Source organism: Iodobacter fluviatilis (assembly GCF_004194535.1).
GTDB classification, from domain to species: domain Bacteria; phylum Pseudomonadota; class Gammaproteobacteria; order Burkholderiales; family Chitinibacteraceae; genus Iodobacter; species Iodobacter fluviatilis_A.
Genome location: NZ_CP025781.1, coordinates 3,872,071 through 3,889,941 on the forward strand (window position 1 = coordinate 3,872,071; position 17,871 = coordinate 3,889,941).

Annotated in this window: 14 protein-coding genes and 1 pseudogene; all 15 read right to left on the minus strand. The window is 47.4% G+C overall.

Annotated elements, in window-relative coordinates; all coding sequences use genetic code 11:
• Positions 1-44: 44 nt before the first annotated feature.
• The 15 genes and pseudogenes from C1H71_RS17220 to C1H71_RS22025 all read right to left on the minus strand — a co-directional run bounded on the left by C1H71_RS17220 (position 45) and on the right by C1H71_RS22025 (position 17,869).
• Entirely contained in the window at positions 45-1,925 is a 1,881-nt protein-coding gene (locus C1H71_RS17220; RefSeq protein WP_130107657.1) for an MFS transporter, read from the minus strand.
• Between the two features lie 91 nt (positions 1,926-2,016).
• Positions 2,017-3,105, minus strand: a complete 1,089-nt coding sequence (locus tag C1H71_RS17225; protein ID WP_130107658.1) for an anhydro-N-acetylmuramic acid kinase — start codon at positions 3,103-3,105, stop codon at positions 2,017-2,019.
• Positions 3,102-4,427, minus strand: a complete 1,326-nt coding sequence (locus C1H71_RS17230) for a M23 family metallopeptidase (RefSeq protein ID WP_130107659.1) — start codon at positions 4,425-4,427, stop codon at positions 3,102-3,104. The genes C1H71_RS17225 and C1H71_RS17230 overlap by 4 nt, the downstream gene beginning before the upstream one ends.
• Before the next feature lie 335 nt (positions 4,428-4,762).
• Positions 4,763-5,644: a DUF6999 family protein gene (locus C1H71_RS17235; protein ID WP_130107660.1), complete on the minus strand. Its 882-nt coding sequence runs from the start codon at positions 5,642-5,644 to the stop codon at positions 4,763-4,765.
• 338 nt (positions 5,645-5,982) lie between these two features.
• The gene (locus C1H71_RS17240; protein WP_130107661.1) at positions 5,983-7,842 is read right to left on the minus strand and encodes an iron-containing redox enzyme family protein; all 1,860 of its coding nucleotides are present in this window, start codon (positions 7,840-7,842) and stop codon (positions 5,983-5,985) included.
• Positions 7,842-8,744, minus strand: a complete 903-nt coding sequence (locus tag C1H71_RS17245; RefSeq protein ID WP_308418290.1) for a fatty acid desaturase — start codon at positions 8,742-8,744, stop codon at positions 7,842-7,844. The genes C1H71_RS17240 and C1H71_RS17245 overlap by 1 nt, the downstream gene beginning before the upstream one ends.
• Complete coding sequence (locus C1H71_RS17250; protein WP_223145910.1) at positions 8,701-9,462, minus strand: sterol desaturase family protein; 762 nt, start codon at positions 9,460-9,462, stop codon at positions 8,701-8,703. The genes C1H71_RS17245 and C1H71_RS17250 overlap by 44 nt, the downstream gene beginning before the upstream one ends.
• A 217-nt stretch (positions 9,463-9,679) precedes the next feature.
• The gene (locus C1H71_RS17255; RefSeq protein ID WP_130107663.1) at positions 9,680-10,177 is read right to left on the minus strand and encodes a FixH family protein; all 498 of its coding nucleotides are present in this window, start codon (positions 10,175-10,177) and stop codon (positions 9,680-9,682) included.
• Between the two features lie 3 nt (positions 10,178-10,180).
• Positions 10,181-11,617, minus strand: a complete 1,437-nt coding sequence (gene ccoG / locus C1H71_RS17260) for a cytochrome c oxidase accessory protein CcoG (protein WP_130107664.1) — start codon at positions 11,615-11,617, stop codon at positions 10,181-10,183.
• 261 nt (positions 11,618-11,878) lie between these two features.
• Positions 11,879-12,787 carry a cytochrome-c oxidase, cbb3-type subunit III gene (gene ccoP, locus C1H71_RS17265; protein WP_130107665.1) on the minus strand — a complete coding sequence of 303 codons (909 nt, stop codon included), beginning with the start codon at positions 12,785-12,787 and terminating at the stop codon, positions 11,879-11,881.
• A gap of 19 nt (positions 12,788-12,806) precedes the next feature.
• Positions 12,807-12,974 (minus strand): cbb3-type cytochrome oxidase subunit 3, encoded by a 168-nt coding sequence (locus C1H71_RS17270; RefSeq protein ID WP_223145911.1) that lies wholly within the window; start codon positions 12,972-12,974, stop codon positions 12,807-12,809.
• 6 nt (positions 12,975-12,980) lie between these two features.
• Positions 12,981-13,595: a cytochrome-c oxidase, cbb3-type subunit II gene (gene ccoO, locus C1H71_RS17275; protein ID WP_130108275.1), complete on the minus strand. Its 615-nt coding sequence runs from the start codon at positions 13,593-13,595 to the stop codon at positions 12,981-12,983.
• A 29-nt stretch (positions 13,596-13,624) separates the two neighbouring features.
• Positions 13,625-15,046, minus strand: a complete 1,422-nt coding sequence (ccoN, locus tag C1H71_RS17280; RefSeq protein ID WP_130107666.1) for a cytochrome-c oxidase, cbb3-type subunit I — start codon at positions 15,044-15,046, stop codon at positions 13,625-13,627.
• A gap of 181 nt (positions 15,047-15,227) precedes the next feature.
• Entirely contained in the window at positions 15,228-15,461 is a 234-nt protein-coding gene (gene ccoS / locus C1H71_RS17285) for a cbb3-type cytochrome oxidase assembly protein CcoS (RefSeq protein ID WP_130107667.1), read from the minus strand.
• Positions 15,462-17,869, minus strand: a pseudogene (locus tag C1H71_RS22025) (heavy metal translocating P-type ATPase). It lies immediately after the preceding gene.
• Positions 17,870-17,871 lie beyond the last annotated feature (2 nt).

The window sequence follows — 17,871 nt, forward strand, 5'->3', positions numbered from 1 at the left end:
TAAAAAACGTCCCATTTTAAATTAATTTAAAATGGGACGTTTTTTTATTTCCAATCCGCGCGTAAAGTTTTGACTTGTTGCTCTAAGTATTGGCGGGTTGCAATCTCCGCCGGTATCGGCTCGCCCACAATAAAGCCTACTTTAGCCCAAATATTTCGCGGCATCTTCATCATTGCTGCACCGTCTTTACGGCTAAAGAAGCTACCCCACAGGCCTTGTAGCGCAATGGGCACAACGGGCACAGGGGTGCGTTTAATGATTTCATCAATGCCAGGTTTAAAGGTATTTATTTCGCCAGTATGAGTGATTTTCCCCTCTGGGAAAATACAGATGATTTCGCCTTCATTAAGGTATTGGGCAACTTTATCAAAAGCTTGGCCTTTCATATTTGGGTCTTCACGCATTGGGGCAATGGGGATTGTGCCTGCGGTGCGGAAAATAAAATTAAGCACAGGGATTTTAAAAATACGGTGATCCATTACAAAACGTACCGGCCTGCGAATTGCACCAGCAATAATCATGGCATCCATAAAACTCACATGATTGCAGACTAAAACGCAGGGGCCACTTTCTGGAATATTATCTAAACCCTGATGTTTTACGCGGTAGAGGGTATGGGTCATGATCCATACCAAAAAACGCATCATAAATTCGGGAATAAGCGTGTAGATGTAAATTGACACGCCAATATTCATTAAAGCCACAATCAATAGCAGGCCTCGAATAGAAATACCTGCGCTAAGTATAGCGATGCTCATCCCTGCTGCCACCACCATAAAGAGCGAATTTAAAATGTTATTTGCGGCGATGGCGCGTGAGGTGAATTCTTTTTCGGTGCGTATTTGCACCAAAGCATAAAGGGGGACAATAAATAAGCCGCCAAATACACCCATTAAACCAATATCAGCCATGATGCGCCAATGCGGCGCTGCACTAATGAATTGCGATAATGTAAATTGGCCGCTGGGTGCATTGCCAATGGCAAAAAATAGCTCTATGCCAAAAAATGATAGACCTAAAGAGCCAAATGGTACGAGCCCTAATTCAATTTTTCGTCCAGATAGTTTTTCACAAAGCACTGAACCAAGGCCAACCCCTACAGAAAATAATGCAACCAGTAGCGTGTAAACTGCAGCATCACCGCCAAGTACATTTTTTGCTAGGCTAGGCAGTTGGGTTAAATAGACCGCGCCAAAAAACCAGAACCATGAAATGCCTAGTAGGCTATTAAATACGGTTTTGTTTTGTTTAACATGCTTAACAATGTGCCATGTCTCTGAAAAAATATTCCAATTTATTTTTAGATCTTTAACTGGGGCAGGCGCTGCAGGCATGCTACGGCTGCTTAGCCAGCCTAAGATAGCAACCCCTAAACAAGCCCAAATAATCAGGGATTCACCATGGGGCTGATGCTGAATAATCATTGTGCCCGCAATCTGCCCTAATAAAATAGCAACAAAAGTGCCCATTTCAATCAAGCCATTGCCACCAAGTAATTCTTGATCTTTTAGATATTGTGGCAAGATTGAGTATTTTAATGGCCCAAATAAGGCAGAGTGCACGCCCATCATAAAGAGGCAACTCATTAAAATGGCGGCGTCTTTTTGCCAAAAACCAATCCCAGCCGCAAGCATAATGGCAATTTCTAACAGCTTTACCCATTGAGCTACGCGTGCTTTATCATATTTCTCGGCTAATTGCCCTGCAAAAGATGAAAATAAGAAAAATGGGAGTATAAAAATACCTGCAGCGGCATTAACTAGCGCGCTGGCGCTTAGCCCTGCGGTAGAGAGACCGTGAAAGGTGATCATCACCAAGAGGGCGTTTTTAAATAGGTTGTCGTTAAATGCTCCGAGTGATTGTGTAATAAATAGGGGCAAGAAGCGACGAGTCTTGAGTAGGTCGAACTGGTTTGTCTGGTGCATAAAATCTTATCCGCAGGGAATCGGGGCCAAGTCTAACTGAGAAGCGGCTGATTTAGAACGGCTATTTGCGTGTGCGGGATAGTATGGCTGGTTATGCAGGCCAAATAGCACCAAGAATACGTGGCCCTTGTGCGCCGGTTACTTGCGGCAAGTTGGCCGGAGTGCGGTCTAGACAGCATTTAGCTAGCCATGCAAAGGCAAAGCTTTCCATCCAATCTGCATCCACACCCAGCACATTACTACTGTAAATATGAGTTTGTGGCAGTGCTTGAGCTAGCATATTCATCAACGTTTTATTGTGCGAGCCACCACCACAAATATAGATTGCATCCAGTGCATGCTCTCGCAGTGTGTCAGCAATACTTATTGCGGTTAAGGCGCATAACGTGGCTTGTACATCGGCTGGCGCTGCGTTGTGTTGGGCTAAGTGTTGATCTAACCAAGCTTGGTGAAATAAATCGCGGCCCGTGCTTTTAGGCGAAGGCAATGCAAAGTAAGTATCGCTTAAAAACTGTGCTAGTAAATCAGGCAGAATTTGGCCCGTTGCTGCCCATGCACCGTTTTTATCGTAGCGCTGGCCAAGCTGCTGGCTAATCCATAAATCCATCAATACATTGCCAGGACCTGTATCAAAGCCGCCAGTGGCCTGTCCTGCAATCAGTAGCGTTGAGTTGGCAATGCCTCCAATATTAACCAATGCTCGTTTTTGCATGGGGTTGGTAAACAACGCTTGATGAAAGGCGGGGACGAGCGGGGCACCTTGGCCGCCGGCCGCCACGTCTCTGGAGCGGAAATCACCCACTACGCTGATGCCCGTCTGCTCGGCTAAGCGGGCGTTATTACTGATTTGCAAGGTGTAGCCACATTCGGGGCGATGGCGAATGGTTTGCCCGTGATTGCCAATCGCCTCGATATCGGCAGCTGTATAACCCGCTTGAGCCAGTAGCTCGTGCACTGCCGTAGCGCAAGCATCAGCATGGGCATTGGCGGCCAATTGTGCTAAGTGCAGCTCATTGGCTTGCGGCGATTGCAGCGCAAGTAGCTGCGCCCGCAATGGCTCGCTTAGTACGGAGCCCTTGGCGGCAATCAGCTGAGGAGGCGTGCTGGTAAAATCAACCAGCGCGGCATCAATGCCATCTAAGCTGGTGCCGGTCATTAGTCCAATAATCAAACGGCTCATTCAGCGCGGGCCTGCTCTATTCGTTGTAAGAAAGCTAACTGGTTTATTGTCTGTGCGGCAATAGGCTGAAAGTGCGCTAAGTAGCGGCTTTCAATTGGCTGGGCCGTCGGGAGCTGCAATGCCACTGGATTTACTTGCTGTCCGTTAATTTTAAACTCGTAATGCAAATGAGGGCCGGTTACGCGCCCCGTTGCGCCAACTAAGCCGATTACTTCACCTTGCTTAACTTTAGAGCCTGGTTTTAAACCTGGGCTAAAAGCGGACATATGCGCGTACAGAGTGCTGTATTTTCCAGCGTGGTTAATTTCAATATGCTTACCGTAGCCGCTATTATCTTGGGTTATTTTGCTAATTACACCATCTGCTGTAGACATGATCTTGGTGCCGGTAGACGCAGCAAAATCGATGCCTTTATGTTGCTTCCATGATTTTAGCACGGGATGAAAGCGCATTTGAAAGCCAGAGCTTACTCTTGAGAATTCTACTGGGTTTTTCAAGAAAGATTGCTTCAGGCTTTTGCCATCAGGCGTGTAATAAGCGCCTTCTTTACTGCCCGGCGGGGTATACCACATGGCCTGTAGCGTTTTGTATTGGTCGCTAAATTCTGCAGCAAGAATTTTACCTGTTTTGATTTCTATGCCGTCATGCGTAAAGCTTTCATACACAAGGCTGAAGCGGTCTCCCACTTTTAAGCCACGGTGAAAGTCGATCTGGCCAGAAAAAATCTCAATCAATTGCGTGGTAATGCTGTCAGGAATATCTAAGCGATCGGTACTGGCATAGAACGAGCTGGTAATGGTGCCCGATTTAACGACGGTATGTTGTTGGGTTGTTGCTTCGCTAATCGAGGCAATAAATCCCGTGTTTTGGCGTTTGATGCTTAGTTCTTGGTTTTTATTATTTAAATAGTGCAGCTCAAGCAGCTTGCCTTGGCGGTCAGTTTTAGCGCGTAAACTACGGCTAGGGTGCAGTTCAAATAAAGATTTAGCGATCGGATCACTACGGATAAATAGATTGGCCTGAGCATCATCTACATTTAGGCGGTTAAGCACCGCTGATAAGGTATCCCCCGCACGAATCACATCCTCATGCCAGATGGGGCTATCTGGAAAATTGCTTGGTAAAATAGGGGTGGCAATCGCTTCGGTGCGGGTGCTGATAGCGATCTCTTCCTTGGGGCCAAACTCGGCCACGCCATAGGCAGTAAGCGTAATACAAGTAGGGATTAAGACAACAAGCCAGCTTCTATAAACAAACTGTGGCGTAATACTGACAGAATGATTGCTCATTCTTTTCATAAAATCTTGAATAATACGTGGCATAAGAAGAACCGAAAAAAGCGTGTGCGCTAGACTAACAGATGATTTTTCTTAGTCAAACTTCCTTATTTAACATTGGCTTAGAGACTTAATCACATTGTGTTTAAGAGGATGTGTTTTTTGCTGTGGTAAAAGCAGTGGATGCCGCTTGCTTGCAGGCTTGGCTTTATCGTCATACCAGCAGCCAACCGTTCGTCTAAAACATTGGCAAAATGAAATTATTATCTGATGTTACGCACCCATTATGAAAAATCAATGGGTTAGGATTTTCTCAATCAGCTGCAGAGCGCATTCCACCTAAAGGCCTGCGTAACATCAGTTATTATTAATTTTTGGGTTTAATGTGTTTCATTGCTTTTTTTTGTTCGTTTCATTTCGCTAAGTAGGCAATGCAGCATTTCTGTAGATAGCCCATGTAATACCAGTCTATGCCCTGCGTGCAGGGTGGAAAGCGGTACCAGTGGGTGTTTATTATTCAGTAACAACAGATGTTGTGGCGTATTTAGCAAGGTGGCGACATACACCCCCATAGTTTCATCCATTTGCAGCGAATTAGCGGCACGCCAAAAGTCGTTATCGGTCAGAAACAACTGGTAGACCGGCGTAAAAATCTCGATAGCGGTTTGCACATCGATCCAATTGAGCTTGGTTTGTGGCATAGCGCTCAAGGCGAGTGGTGGCTCGGTAATCATGCTGAAATCAACTTCATCAACTGCGGTCAGTTTTTTACCGTCATCTCTTAAGGCTTGTCCCAGCCGAATAATAAAATTAAATAGATTTAAATCGTGTTTAAGAAAAAGCTCATCGGCGAGCGCATCAATCGTCAGGGGCTTGAGTGGGGAAAGGGGGACGCTGACTGGCGCGTTTCGTTCTATAAACTCGATAATTTGCGCCCCTAAATGAAAATGGCGCAGGATTAGCCAATTGGCCTCAGGGGATACAAAGCCTTTTAAACCCCAAACCAAGAGCCGGTGCAGTGTTTTGGAGGCGGACCAGCGCTTGGGTAAAAGCAGTTTGAGGGTTTGAATCAAAATCATCGAAAGCTTGGCGATTGGCCGTACAAAAGGCAGTAGAAATTGCCGTGAAGGCGACGCTAAATCGCTGAGCCATGCCCGTTTTACATGGTCAGGCAGGGGCGTACTTTGGTCTAGATACATCGCTAGCCAAGGGTTAGGGTCGCGTGGATCGTGGGCTGTGTGCAAGAAATCATTTTTGGGCATGTTGGAGCCGTTTAATTATTAATGGGATTTACTTTGCTCAAGAAAAACACGAAAAAAAATCAGTAGGTGAGGCGTGTATCTTATTCATGATTGCTAGCAGCCTGTCGGACTTAGCATCAGTCAGCTGCAAAATCACCTGATCGGCCTATATTTCACCAGATTTTTGACCAATAACTCGTTATTGGCGCTGCAAATCCGGCAAAATTTGGTCTCGATCATGCGATTTTTCGCTTCGACCGTCTAAGTCCGACAGGCTGCTAGGGCGCTGTGAGTGATCACTTTTTCTTTGTGTTCTCTTTTTGCTCAGTGTCTGCAGGGCTTTTTGATCTGCACTTACCTTATTCAATATGCTCAAATTGCATTAAATATAGTTGGGCGCAGCGTTTGGCCGTTGCCAGTATGGCGGGTGCTGCGCTGGGGTCTATAGCAAGGGTGATTTCTACTGCGCCTAGCCAGCGGGCGAGGTGGTGCTCGTCGTTTGCACCGTGGTATTCCAAAAAGCGAAAGGCTTGTGCAGGGAGCGTGAGTTGGGCACGCAGCAAGGGTAATAAGGTGGGGACGATACGCTGGCCTGTGCCTTCAATAATATAAATCGCGCCGAGTAAGCCGATGGGATTGGGCGTGGCGGCGAGGGCGTGTAGATAGCTGTTAAGTGCTTCGCCTCCTGGATTGCGGCGTAAATCATCTAAGGCTAGCTTGCCACCAGCGGCTTGGTAATCTTGGTAGAGAATCTGAAAATCGTTTTGCTCATCATCGGCGTGGAGGTCGATTAGGTTAGCTAAGACGGCTAAATCGCCACTCAACGAGGCCGCCGCTTCACGCATCCATAGGCTGCCTTCTCTGACTTGCGGCACCCATGCGGCGGTCCAACGCTGATAGGCTTTTTCGTCAAAGCGGCTATTGACAAGGGATTGGATAACAGGGGTGCGCCAGACTTGTGAGCGATAGTCTTGCCACAGGCTGGCCAATTGGGTCAGTAATGGCTGCAAGGCCAGCGGCGCACTGTCGGGCTGATGCGGTGCTGGAATTTGTGGATCAAAGATTGCTGGGCTAGCACGTGGTGCTATTGATGTGCTGGAGCCGCCTTCTTCTACTTCAAACAGCATATAAGCTGCGGAAATGCGGCCTGATTCAGGGATAAAGCAAAAAATCTTTTCACCGGCTTTTAGAGTTTTACTTTGTAAAAAATCGGCCAACATAATAAAGATCGAAGCTGCCCCGGTATTGCCACGGTTGCTTAGATTGCTATACCAGCGCTCGGGCGGAATGCTTAGCCCCGCCTTAGCGAGTAGCTCTTCAACCACGGGCATAAATTTGGCTGATGAGTAATGGCAAAGGAAGTGATCGATCTCATTCGATGTGATCCAGCCTGCATCCACCAGTTTCACGTATTCATGAATGCAGATATCAAATAAATGCGGCAGCATGCGGATATCTTGGCGCAGCGATAATGCTCCCGCTGCTTCCGCCTCGCCGGATGAGGCGAAGTCTAAAAATGACTGGCTGCGATCTTCAGTTAGCCCCAGTTGCATGCACACGGGGTAATCCCCAGAAAAGCTCTTTTGGTGTATCCATTTGAGCTTGATATTGAGACCTGCTTTGGGCTGGCGGCTGAGTAGCATGGCGCCTGCGCCATCGGATAACATCCAGCGCAAAAAATGCGCGTCAAAATCGCTTTGATAGCCACGCGGAGCAAAACGGCTTTGCTTAAACATGCGTGATGGCATTTCGGCGGCCACTGCCAATGCTTGTTGATGCGCGCCCAGCTCAATGGCTTGCGCGGCAAATTCGATGGCGCTAACCCCCGCTGCGCATACGCCTTGGCAAGAAACAGTTTGCATGGGGGGCGCGCCCAGCTCGCCTTGAATCATATTGGCAAAGCCTGGCATCAGTGCATCGCCTCCTGATGAGCCAACTGCTAGTAAAGACACCTTTTCGATCGAAGTTTGGGCTAAATCTAAACAGTGATGCACCGCCGCTGCAGCGATTTGTGCGTGGTTTTGATGGGTTTTTCCCTCGGCATCAATGGCGTAATGGCGGATTTTAATGCCGTTTTCGGCGAGGATTCTGGATTTAATGCGTTTGGATATTTTATTAATGGGCGCAATAAAGGCGTCCATTTCTTCATTGTCAATCGCTGGGCCTGGTAAATAGAGACCTGCAGCAGATAGATAAACGTGGTCAAACTGAATCGGCATTATACATCCTTATGGTGTTGCATCAGGCTTTGGCTGCGCCAGCGGGTGTGGAATAAGCTCAAAAAATAAGTTCGAAACATATAGGCGAGCAGCGGGCCTGCATTTAAACGCGGATCAACTTGCTGCCGGTAGCGTGGGTGTAAGGTACTAAGCTCAGACCAGTGTACTCTGGGGTGACGATGGTGCGCCGTGTGCAGGCCAATATTAAACAGCAGCGGATTGACCCAGCCTTCAAAATTGCGGGCAAAGTTGATGCGAGAATGGCCATCGGCGTGGGCATGTTGTAAGTAATTGGTGGCTAATAGCCAGTGCAAACCGTGTAATTGTGGCATCAAAATGAAAGTTAGAAACTTGTGGTAATCGATCATGGCCAAGAGGCACCAAGCGAGGGCCATCACTATGTATTGACGTAGGCAGTAATAAAAAACAGCGGACTTACGTTGCTTTAATCGAGATAACCAAGTGATAAAAAGAGGGTAAAGCACCCATGCCGCTTGTAATGGGTGTAATACATAGCCAAGTAGATTGTTGCTATCGCTGCCAAAGCGGTAAGTTCGAGCCACGTCTTTAGGGCCATGATGATAGCGATGGTGATTTGCAATATGTGCCGGATAAAACACAAAAGTAGGGTGGCCTTGCAGTAGGGTAATCCAAATATCTGTCATTCTATTGAACTGCTTATTGCGCCATATATGTAAATGGCAGTGATTATGATGAATCACGCTGATACCAAGCGTAAGAAAAAGCAGCAGGCAAAACAGTAGTTTATTGATCGTTGATGTGAGCCCCGTTTGCCACAAATAAAGTATCAACAGCGGCTGCAGGCCTAGATAGAGCAAGCTTTGCCAATCTCGTTGTTTATAAAGCATGGCGGCTGCGCTCAATTCTATGTTTTGCCGCATCTGCGGGCAGCGTTGTACCAAGTAAGCGATCCATAAATGGAAACATAAAACCGTAATTACCCTGATAGCAGGCGTGATGTAAATGATGGCGGCGCGCGCCATTGAGCCACCAGCGATCGTGGTCGGCATCAGGCAGAAAATCGTAATTGGAATGGCCGATATTATTAAAAACAATACTGAATATCGGCACAGCAGCAAGCGAGTAAATGGAGAAATCATGCACCAGCATCGGCAGCATAATCACATTGCCTAGCATAATGGCTTCGACGGGGTGAAAACTATAGGTTGACCAAGGTGTGGTGATGATGGAGCGGTGATGGGGCAGGTGAAAGCGCTTTAGCCATGGGGTGTGAAGTAAACGGTGGTTTATATAAAAATGGATTTCATTCCAAATAATTAAGGTAATTATTTCGATGCCAAGCTGTATGGGCGGCGCGTAAGTGGCTAGCCTTGCCCAGCCCAATTGAAGCAGGCCCCAAGGAAATACCATGCCCGTGCCAAATAAGAAAATAGTCAACATAGAAAGCATTATTTCTTTACGTTTTTGAGCGGGCATTAAGGGCCGGGGGTCCAGTACATGGCCATAATGAATAGCAGGCAGCCATTTTTGGCTAAGTAGTAGATTGAGTGTTCCAAAACCAAAATACAGTGCGGCAAAAAATAACACGCCAATCATCATAATTTCATGCCATTGGGTTTGCAGAATATATTCGCGCATCGCTTAGCACTGTGGGGCTGGATAATCATGGATTGTATGACAATTGCGCCGACTCACCCTAGTTTATGCTTTACGTTTGTCTCTATCTGGTGGCGGTTAAGTAGTCGGTAATAAAAAATGCCCACCGTTTAGTTAAGTAGTGGGCATTTTTATCAGCGAGAAAGTCAGCAACTTTTATGATCTATCATAGGCTTACGCCGCGAATGAACCTTCCTTGCTATGCTGTGGGTTTGAGCGATAGTGCTTCAGCATCGCTGATTGTCCACTCTGCTTTTAAGCGCCATTGCTTGTTGGTGTCGGCTAATTCTACTTGCCAGCGCGGTTGAGTGAGGGCTGAGCTGAGCTTGCCAACATAAAACTGTGGCGCTTGTTTATGCAAAATAATGGTTTGGTCTTGACCCGCACGGGTAGGGTGCATGAGTTTAAGTACCAAATCGCCAGCAATCGCCTTGTTTAGCTGAATGCGGATGGATTTGCCATCTTCGCCCAGCATTAATTGCCCACTTAGGCCTAATTTTGTGGCTTTGATGTCGCGATCAAGTTGGCTATTTATTTCTTGGCCTTCCTTGTAATAATCATCGCTCACTAGACCATCATCGCTTTTAACGGCTTGAAAAAACAAGTTAATCCCACCAATAACGGCAACTGCGGGAAATAAAATCAGTAGCCATACAAATCGGTGCTTATACCAAGGTTCAATGATTTCGTTTTGCATTTTTTATCGTCCTATAAAGCTAGATTTTTCTTTGCTGGTGATGGTTGGGTTATCCGTGGCGGTGATAATGAAATGAATTTCATGCCCGCCAACCCCAACAAGGCTTGGGTCAACTTGTACACGAACACCAATATCTTGGCTGGCCGTAGCCTCAACAAAGATTTGACCAGAGCCTTCCACAATGGTTCGTGAATTGGCGATGCCCGTTGCGGTAATGGTATAGCTATGGGCTGTTTCATCCGCATTTTGGATTTGTAAGCGATAGCTGTTTTCAAGCCAACCATCGTCTACTTCCCTTACCATTGCAACACGGTCTCTGGATATGTTGACTTTAATGGGCTTACGTATCACTAAAGAGCCAATTGTAATCCCCAAGATAACAACGAGCACCAACACATACATCATTACACGGGGGCGGGTGATTTTTTTGATAATGTCACGCTCTGGGTATTTATGCTCTAGTGCGTTTTCAGTGGTGTAACGAATTAGCCCGCGTGGGTAGTCCATTTTATCCATGATTTCATCACAGGCATCAATACAGGCGGCACAGCCAATACACTCGTATTGCAAGCCATCGCGGATATCGATCCCCACGGGGCACACCTGTACGCATACCGTGCAATCAATGCAGTCACCTAAGCCTGCGGCTTTATAATCAGTGCCTTTTTTACGGCTGCCGCGTGCGTCACCCCGTTCGGCATCGTAAGAAATAATTAAGGTATCGGCATCAAACATGGTGCTCTGAAAACGAGCATAAGGGCACATGTACTTACAGACTTGCTCGCGCATCCAGCCTGCATTGCCGTAGGTGGCAAAGGCATAGAAAAACACCCAGAATGTTTCCCAAGGGCCAAGGCCAAATTGGATGATTTCGCTCCAGAGTGAACGAATCGGCGTGAAATAGCCGACAAAAGTAAAGCCTGTCCAAAGTGAGAGGGTAATCCAAGCGCTATGTTTGATGGTTTTTAGGCGAAATTTTTTTGCGCTAGTGGGGGCGTTATCCAGCTTGATTCGTGCCATGCGATCGCCTTCTACCCATTTTTCTATCCAAAGAAAAATCTCGGTATAGACGGTTTGCGGACAGGCGTAACCACACCAAAGCCGCCCACCAGCGGTGGTCCAAGCAAACAGGCCAATGGCGCTGGCTAAAAGCAGGGCGGTGAGATAGATGAAGTCTTGCGGCAAGAATACAAAGCCGTAAATGTAAAAAGTATGTTCGGTAATGTTGAATAGCAGTGCCTGACGGCCATTCATTTGTAGCCAAGGCATGCCGTAGAAAAAGAGCTGAGTGATCACAACCAGCAGAATGCGCCAGCGATTAAATAAACCATTTACCCAGCGCGGGTAGATTTTTTTATGCTTGCTATAGAGATGGATTTCTTCGTATTCGCCATCATCTTTGATGACTGTGATGGGAATATCTCTTAATTTTTTGCTCATTTCTTAAGCTACTCCTAGCAAAATATTTACGTTAGCAAGGCGGTATTGTTATGTAATTCATGGCATTACATTTCGGTGGTGTGAGCTTGCTAAATGCATTACAGATGATCGCCCCGCCCCTTCATCATTTATAAGCATAAATTGCTCGGATACTATTCTTTGGTGTTGTTTGTCTTTCATTCAATGAAAAACGGGCGGGATAAACCCGCCCGTTCAAAGTATATAAGTTAGGTGTTTAAATGATCCAACTTATATGTTGCCTTACTTAGCTTGCTTATTATTAGAAAGACCGTAGACATAGCCTGCTAATAAATGCACTTTGGCATCGCCAAGGAACTCTTTCCATGCGGGCATCACATTGCTACGACCATTGGTAATCGTTTCAATGATTGTGGCTTCAGAGCCGCCGTACAGCCAATTTTTATCGGTCAGATTAGGCGCACCTAGGTCTTGATTGCCTTTGCCTTCTACGCCATGACATGCCACACAGACTTGTTTGAAAGTCTCTGCCCCACGGCTTGCCCGTAGTTCATTGCGTGGCTGGCCTGAAAGCTGTAAGACGTAATTGGCCGTGTCTTTTACTTTCTCTTCACCAAAAACGGCACCAAATGCAGGCATTTGCCCGTGACGGCCATTTGCAATGGTTTCCAAGATTTTCTCTGGGGAGCCACCATAGAGCCAGTCGCCGTCAGTCAAATTAGGAAAGCCCTTAGCTCCTTGTGCATCTGCACCGTGACACTGGATGCAGTAAGTCAGGTATAAGCGCTTGCCCATGTCTCTGGCTTCTTGGTTCTGGGCTACGGTTGCAATCGGCATTTGGGAATACTTATCGTATAAGCCTTGGTATTTAGAGTTGGCTTGCACCACTTCTTTGCCGTACTGATTGCTTGAAGTCCATTTCCATGCACCACCCCAAATGCCAGGGTAGAGCACAAGATAGACCGCGCCAAAAACAATGGTCATGTAGAACATCATGACCCACCAGCCAGGGAGTGGGTTGTTGAATTCCTCTAAATCCCCATCCCATTTGTGGCCAGTTACATCGGCATTTTCACCTTTTTTAAGCTTAACAACGCCTTGACTCATTAAAAGCAAAGTCATTGCCACAATACCGCCGATCACAATGATCGCGATCCAATAATTCCAAAAGATACTTTGAAAATCTGTCATTTTTTATATCCTCTAGAAATCAGGAGGTCTTGTTTGATGAGGGCAGATCATCATCAAGAATCGGCTGGTTGGCCGCTTCATCAAAGGATGCTTTGCTGTTTTTGCCGCAGGCCCAAATCATGATGCCAACAAAGCAGATAAAACTGGCTACGGTAGAAAGTACACGTAGATCGTTTAATATTTCCACGATGAATTACCTCTTGTTTTTGAGTGCAAGACCCAAGCCTTGTAGGTAGAAAATCACAGCTTCCATTTCTGTTTTGCCTTCAGTCGCGGCTACAGAGCCTTTGATATCAGCATCAGAATATGGATCGCCAAGTTTACGCAGGGCAGTCATTTTGGCGGGTAGAGCGGCAGAGTCGACTTTGTTAGCTGCTAACCAAGGGAAAGCAGGCATGTTTGACTCTGGCACTACATCACGTGGGTTCATCAAGTGAGCACGATGCCATTCATCAGAGTAACGCGCACCTACACGGGCTAAATCTGGTCCTGTGCGCTTTGAACCCCATTGGAACGGACGATCGTAGACCGATTCACCCGCTACAGAGTAATGGCCATAGCGCTCAGTTTCGGCACGGAAAGGGCGAATCATTTGAGAGTGGCAGTTATAGCAACCTTCGCGCACAAAAATATCGCGCCCAGCTAGGGCTAAAGCGGTGTAAGGCTTCACCCCTTCGATAGGCTTGGTGGTGGAGTTGCTAAACATGAGCGGTAGAATTTCTACCAGCATGGCGATGCTTAAAGTCAACAACGTCAGAATGATTAAGTAGGCGACGTTTTGTTCGACCTTTGCTTGCAGTTGGTTCATAAAATTTTTCATGATTTATCTCCTCTTGATCAGGCGTGTTGAGCGATAGCCGGAATTTTGGCATCGACAGCTTGGCCAGAAAAAGCGGTGCGCAGTACGTTGTAAAGCATCAATAGCATGCCCGACAAGAAGCACAGACCACCCAAGAAGCGGATAAAGTAATACGGATACGATGCTTTAACTGAGTCAATAAATGCATAAGTTAAAGTGCCGTCAGTATTTACTGCACGCCACATCAAGCCCTGCGTTACACCGGCAATCCACATGGATGAGATGTACAACACCACGCCAATCGTTGCAATCCAGAAGTGGGTATCGATCAGTTTTACCGAATACATTTCTTCTTTGTTAAACAGGCGAGGGATGAGGTAGTAAATTGAGCCGATGGTAATCATCGCCACCCAGCCTAAAGCGCCGGAGTGTACGTGACCAATTGTCCAATCGGTGTAGTGGCTTAGGGCGTTAACGGTTTTGATGGCCATCATTGGGCCTTCAAAAGTAGACATGCCGTAAAACGATAGCGCGGTAACTAGGAATTTTAGAATTGGATCGGTACGCAATTTATGCCATGCGCCTGATAGCGTCATAATCCCGTTAATCATACCGCCCCAGCTTGGCGCCAGTAGAATCAAGGAGAACACCATACCTAGAGATTGAGTCCAATCAGGTAGCGCGGTGTAATGTAAATGGTGCGGACCCGCCCACATATAAGTGAACGTGAGCGCCCAAAAGTGCACTACGGATAGGCGATAGGAATAAACCGGACGCCCAGCTTGCTTTGGCACAAAGTAGTACATCATGCCCAAAAAGCCAGCGGTTAAGAAGAAGCCCACCGCATTATGTCCATACCACCATTGCACCATCGCATCCACAGCGCCGGAATAAACGGAGTATGACTTGGTCGCTGAAACAGGGATCGCTAAGCCATTAACGATGTGCAATAGCGCCACCGCCAAAATAAATCCGCCATAAAACCAGTTGGCAACGTAGATGTGCTTCACTTTGCGCTTAGCAATCGTGCCAAAGAACACAATCGCGTAAGCCACCCAAATCACGGTGATGAGCCAAGTGATTGGCCATTCTAGCTCTGCATATTCTTTGCCTCGGGTGTAACCCATAGGCAAAGTAATCGCAGCAAGTACGATAACCAGTTGCCAGCCCCAAAAGTGAAAGGCTGCGAGCTTGTCGGAGATCAAACGCACATTACAGGTGCGCTGAACCACGTAATAGGATGTTGCAAATAAACCGCAGCCGCCAAACGCAAAAATAACCGCGTTAGTATGCAGTGGGCGTAAGCGGCCAAAATGAAAGTAAGGGCCAAAATTAAGTTCTGGCCAATACATCTGGGCAGCGATGATCACGCCAACCAGCATCCCGACAATCCCCCAAATGACTGTCATGATGGCAAATTGCCGCACCACTTTGTAGTTGTATGTACCTTGGTGTTCCATGCGAGCTCCGATTGATCTCCAACAGCTTGGACTTTGAATTTTTGACTTGAAAAATGTACGACCTGTCTGCATTTAACTGGTTGTAAGGAAAAAACGAGTTTTGTGCTAGTCGTGAATATTTCTTATGTAATTATGCCAGCTGAACTTTAGCTGCTTCAGCCAGCGGTCTTCTTGACGAACATCAATGCCTTTCATCAGATCGCGGTATTTTACACTTCGTCGGGCTTAAATTCCTTGTTTTTTCTTTCGTCAGTGGAACTTTCTCTGCGTGCATGCTGTCATCATCTTGCAAAATCTGCCAGCCAGGCCCCTCCATATCATCAAATTGCCCTCCTCTGAGCGACCACCAAAAAAGAATTCCAATTAAAAAAACCAGCAAGACGGAAAGAGGAATCAGCAAATAAAGGCTTTCCATTTAGCTTTTTCCTTTAAGTCGCAAGGCATTAAGCACGACCAATAGTGAGCTGCTGGCCATGCCTAGGCTAGCAATCCAAGGTGTAATCAGGCCGCAGACGGCTAATGGCAAAGCGGCTAGGTTATAAATAAGGGCCCAGGCTAAATTTTGGCGAATAATACTACGGGTTTTTTTTGCCAGGGCCAGCGCTTTGGGGAGCCGATCTAGCTGATTGTTGAGTAGCACCATATCGCCAGCGGCATGAGCCACATCTACCCCTGCTCCCATCGCCATCGATACATCGGCTTGCGCTAAGACGGGTGCATCGTTCACGCCATCCCCAATCATCAATACTCGGCGGCCCTGTTGTTGGAGCGCATTGATGTAGGCCAACTTATCTGCTGGCGTTGCTCTGCCCGCAGCGTTTTCAATATGCATGTTTAAAGCTAAAGCTTGTACGGTAGCGTTGTTATCACCCGATACAAGGTGCAAGCGTAAGCCCGCAGTGTGTAAGGCCGCTACGGATGAGGCTGCGTCAGCACGTAAGGTGTCTGCCACAATGAAAGCACCTAACCATTCCCTTTCGCTTGCTAGCGCAACTGAGCTTCCTTCTGCGTTACGGATGGATTCTGGCATTGGCACCCCACACTGGCTGTTTACAAAATCTGGATGGCCGATGTAATACAGCTCGCCATTGACTATCCCACTCAAACCGCCACCTGGGTGGGTTTTAATTTCTTGAGCCAATGTAACATCCGGCTGAGTAAAGGCACGGGCTAGGGGGTGTGCCGAGCTGGCCTCTAGCGAGGCAGCAATTTGGCGTGCTGCCGCTTCATTTTTGTGACTAGCGATGTATTGTTGGATGCGTGGTTCGCCATGGGTAAGGGTGCCCGTTTTATCGAGCATTACATCAGTGATTTTGGCTAGTGCTTCTAAGGCGGGGCTATTGGCCACCATTAGCCCCAGTTGGGCTAAATGCCCCATCGTGGCAGTAAGCGCAACAGGGGTGGCAAGGGCGAGGGCGCAGGGACAGGAGATCACCAGCACCGAGACCATAATCGGCAGTGCGTGAATGGGGTCGTGCTGATTCCAATACAACCATGCTAAAGCAGCCGTGATTAATAGTGCTGCAGTAAACCAACCCGCTACCTGCTCGGCAAGCAGAGCGAGGCGTGGTTTTTGCGCAAGAGCTTGATCGAGTAAACGCACAATGGCCGCTAGGCGGGTGTTTTCCCCAATTTGGCTGACTTCGATATGGAGTGGGGCGGCTAAATTAAGCGTGCCCCTGTGACATACATGCCGGTAGATTTGGGGATGGCAAGGCTTTCGCCCGTCAGTAGCGCCTCGCTCACAGCGCCCTCGCCTTGGCGAACAATTCCGTCTACGGGAATGGTTTCGCCAGATTTAACTAAGATTTTTTCGCCCACTTTTAAACTGTTAACGGTAACTTCTATCGTTCCTTGCCCGTCCAGTTTATGTGCGAAGGCGGGGATAAGTTTGACCAGTTGTTCTGTTGCCGCGCCTGCTTTACGGCGTGCAGCCATTTCTAGGTAGCGCCCGGTAAGCAGTAAAAATACAAACATTGATACCGAGTCAAAATAAACTTCGCCATGCCCAGTAAGCAGTGTGTAACAGCTGGCAATAAAGGCGGCGAGCACGCCAATGGCAACAGGCAAATCCATGCCAGTGCGATGGCGTTTTAAATCTCGCCAGCTTGAAACATAAAAAGGCACCGCTGAATAGAGTACTACCGGTAGGGTAAGGATTAGGCTGGCCCAGTGCATAAGATGCAGCCATTCTGGGGCGATTTCACCGGCTTTAGACATGTAAATCGGCACAGAAAACATCATGACTTGCATCATGGATAGGCCCGCTATCCATAACCGCAGTAAGGCGCTTTTACGCTGCTTTTGCCAGCCTGCTTCTTGTTTTGCTTGGTCGTAAGGCTGGGCTCGATAACCAATGGCAGCAATCGCCTGTAAGATAGTAGAGAGCTGAATGACGCGCTCATCCCAGCGTACACGGGCGCGGTGAGTGCTGTAATTGATGCTGGCCGACAATACACCAGGAAGCTTGCGAATATGCCGCTCATTAAGCCAAATACAGGCGGAGCAGCTAATGCCTTCTAGAATCAGCGAGGCTTCACGGATGTCGCTGTCAATATTAAGTACAAAGCTGGCTTGCAGACTGCTGTCGTTATAGAGATTAATCTGGGCAAGGATTTCATCCGGAAGAGGTTGGGCTCGGTCTGCTGGGCGATTCCGTTCGGCGTAATAACTGTCTAAGCCACTTTGAATAATGGTTGTAGCCACTGCTTGGCAGCCCGCGCAGCAGGTGGCTTGCTCGATTTGCTTATACATAATCGGGAAGAGGTCGGTTGCCGAAAGTGGCTCGCCACAATGAAAGCAGTTGCTGCGGGGAGAAGTCATAA

Coding starts and splice junctions, on each gene's coding strand:
- C1H71_RS17220 (WP_130107657.1), bottom strand. CDS start 1,925: ATGCACCAGACAAACCAGTTCGACCTACTCAAGACTCGTCGCTTCTTG.
- C1H71_RS17225 (WP_130107658.1), bottom strand. CDS start 3,105: ATGAGCCGTTTGATTATTGGACTAATGACCGGCACCAGCTTAGATGGC.
- C1H71_RS17245 (WP_308418290.1), bottom strand. CDS start 8,744: ATGCGGCAAAACATAGAATTGAGCGCAGCCGCCATGCTTTATAAACAA.
- ccoP (WP_130107665.1), bottom strand. CDS start 12,787: ATGACAGATTTTCAAAGTATCTTTTGGAATTATTGGATCGCGATCATT.
- ccoN (WP_130107666.1), bottom strand. CDS start 15,046: ATGGAACACCAAGGTACATACAACTACAAAGTGGTGCGGCAATTTGCC.
- ccoS (WP_130107667.1), bottom strand. CDS start 15,461: ATGGAAAGCCTTTATTTGCTGATTCCTCTTTCCGTCTTGCTGGTTTTT.
- ccoG (WP_130107664.1), bottom strand. CDS start 11,617: ATGAGCAAAAAATTAAGAGATATTCCCATCACAGTCATCAAAGATGAT.
- C1H71_RS17235 (WP_130107660.1), bottom strand. CDS start 5,644: ATGCCCAAAAATGATTTCTTGCACACAGCCCACGATCCACGCGACCCT.
- C1H71_RS17250 (WP_223145910.1), bottom strand. CDS start 9,462: ATGCGCGAATATATTCTGCAAACCCAATGGCATGAAATTATGATGATT.
- C1H71_RS17230 (WP_130107659.1), bottom strand. CDS start 4,427: ATGCCACGTATTATTCAAGATTTTATGAAAAGAATGAGCAATCATTCT.
- ccoO (WP_130108275.1), bottom strand. CDS start 13,595: ATGAACCAACTGCAAGCAAAGGTCGAACAAAACGTCGCCTACTTAATC.
- C1H71_RS17240 (WP_130107661.1), bottom strand. CDS start 7,842: ATGCCGATTCAGTTTGACCACGTTTATCTATCTGCTGCAGGTCTCTAT.
- C1H71_RS17255 (WP_130107663.1), bottom strand. CDS start 10,177: ATGCAAAACGAAATCATTGAACCTTGGTATAAGCACCGATTTGTATGG.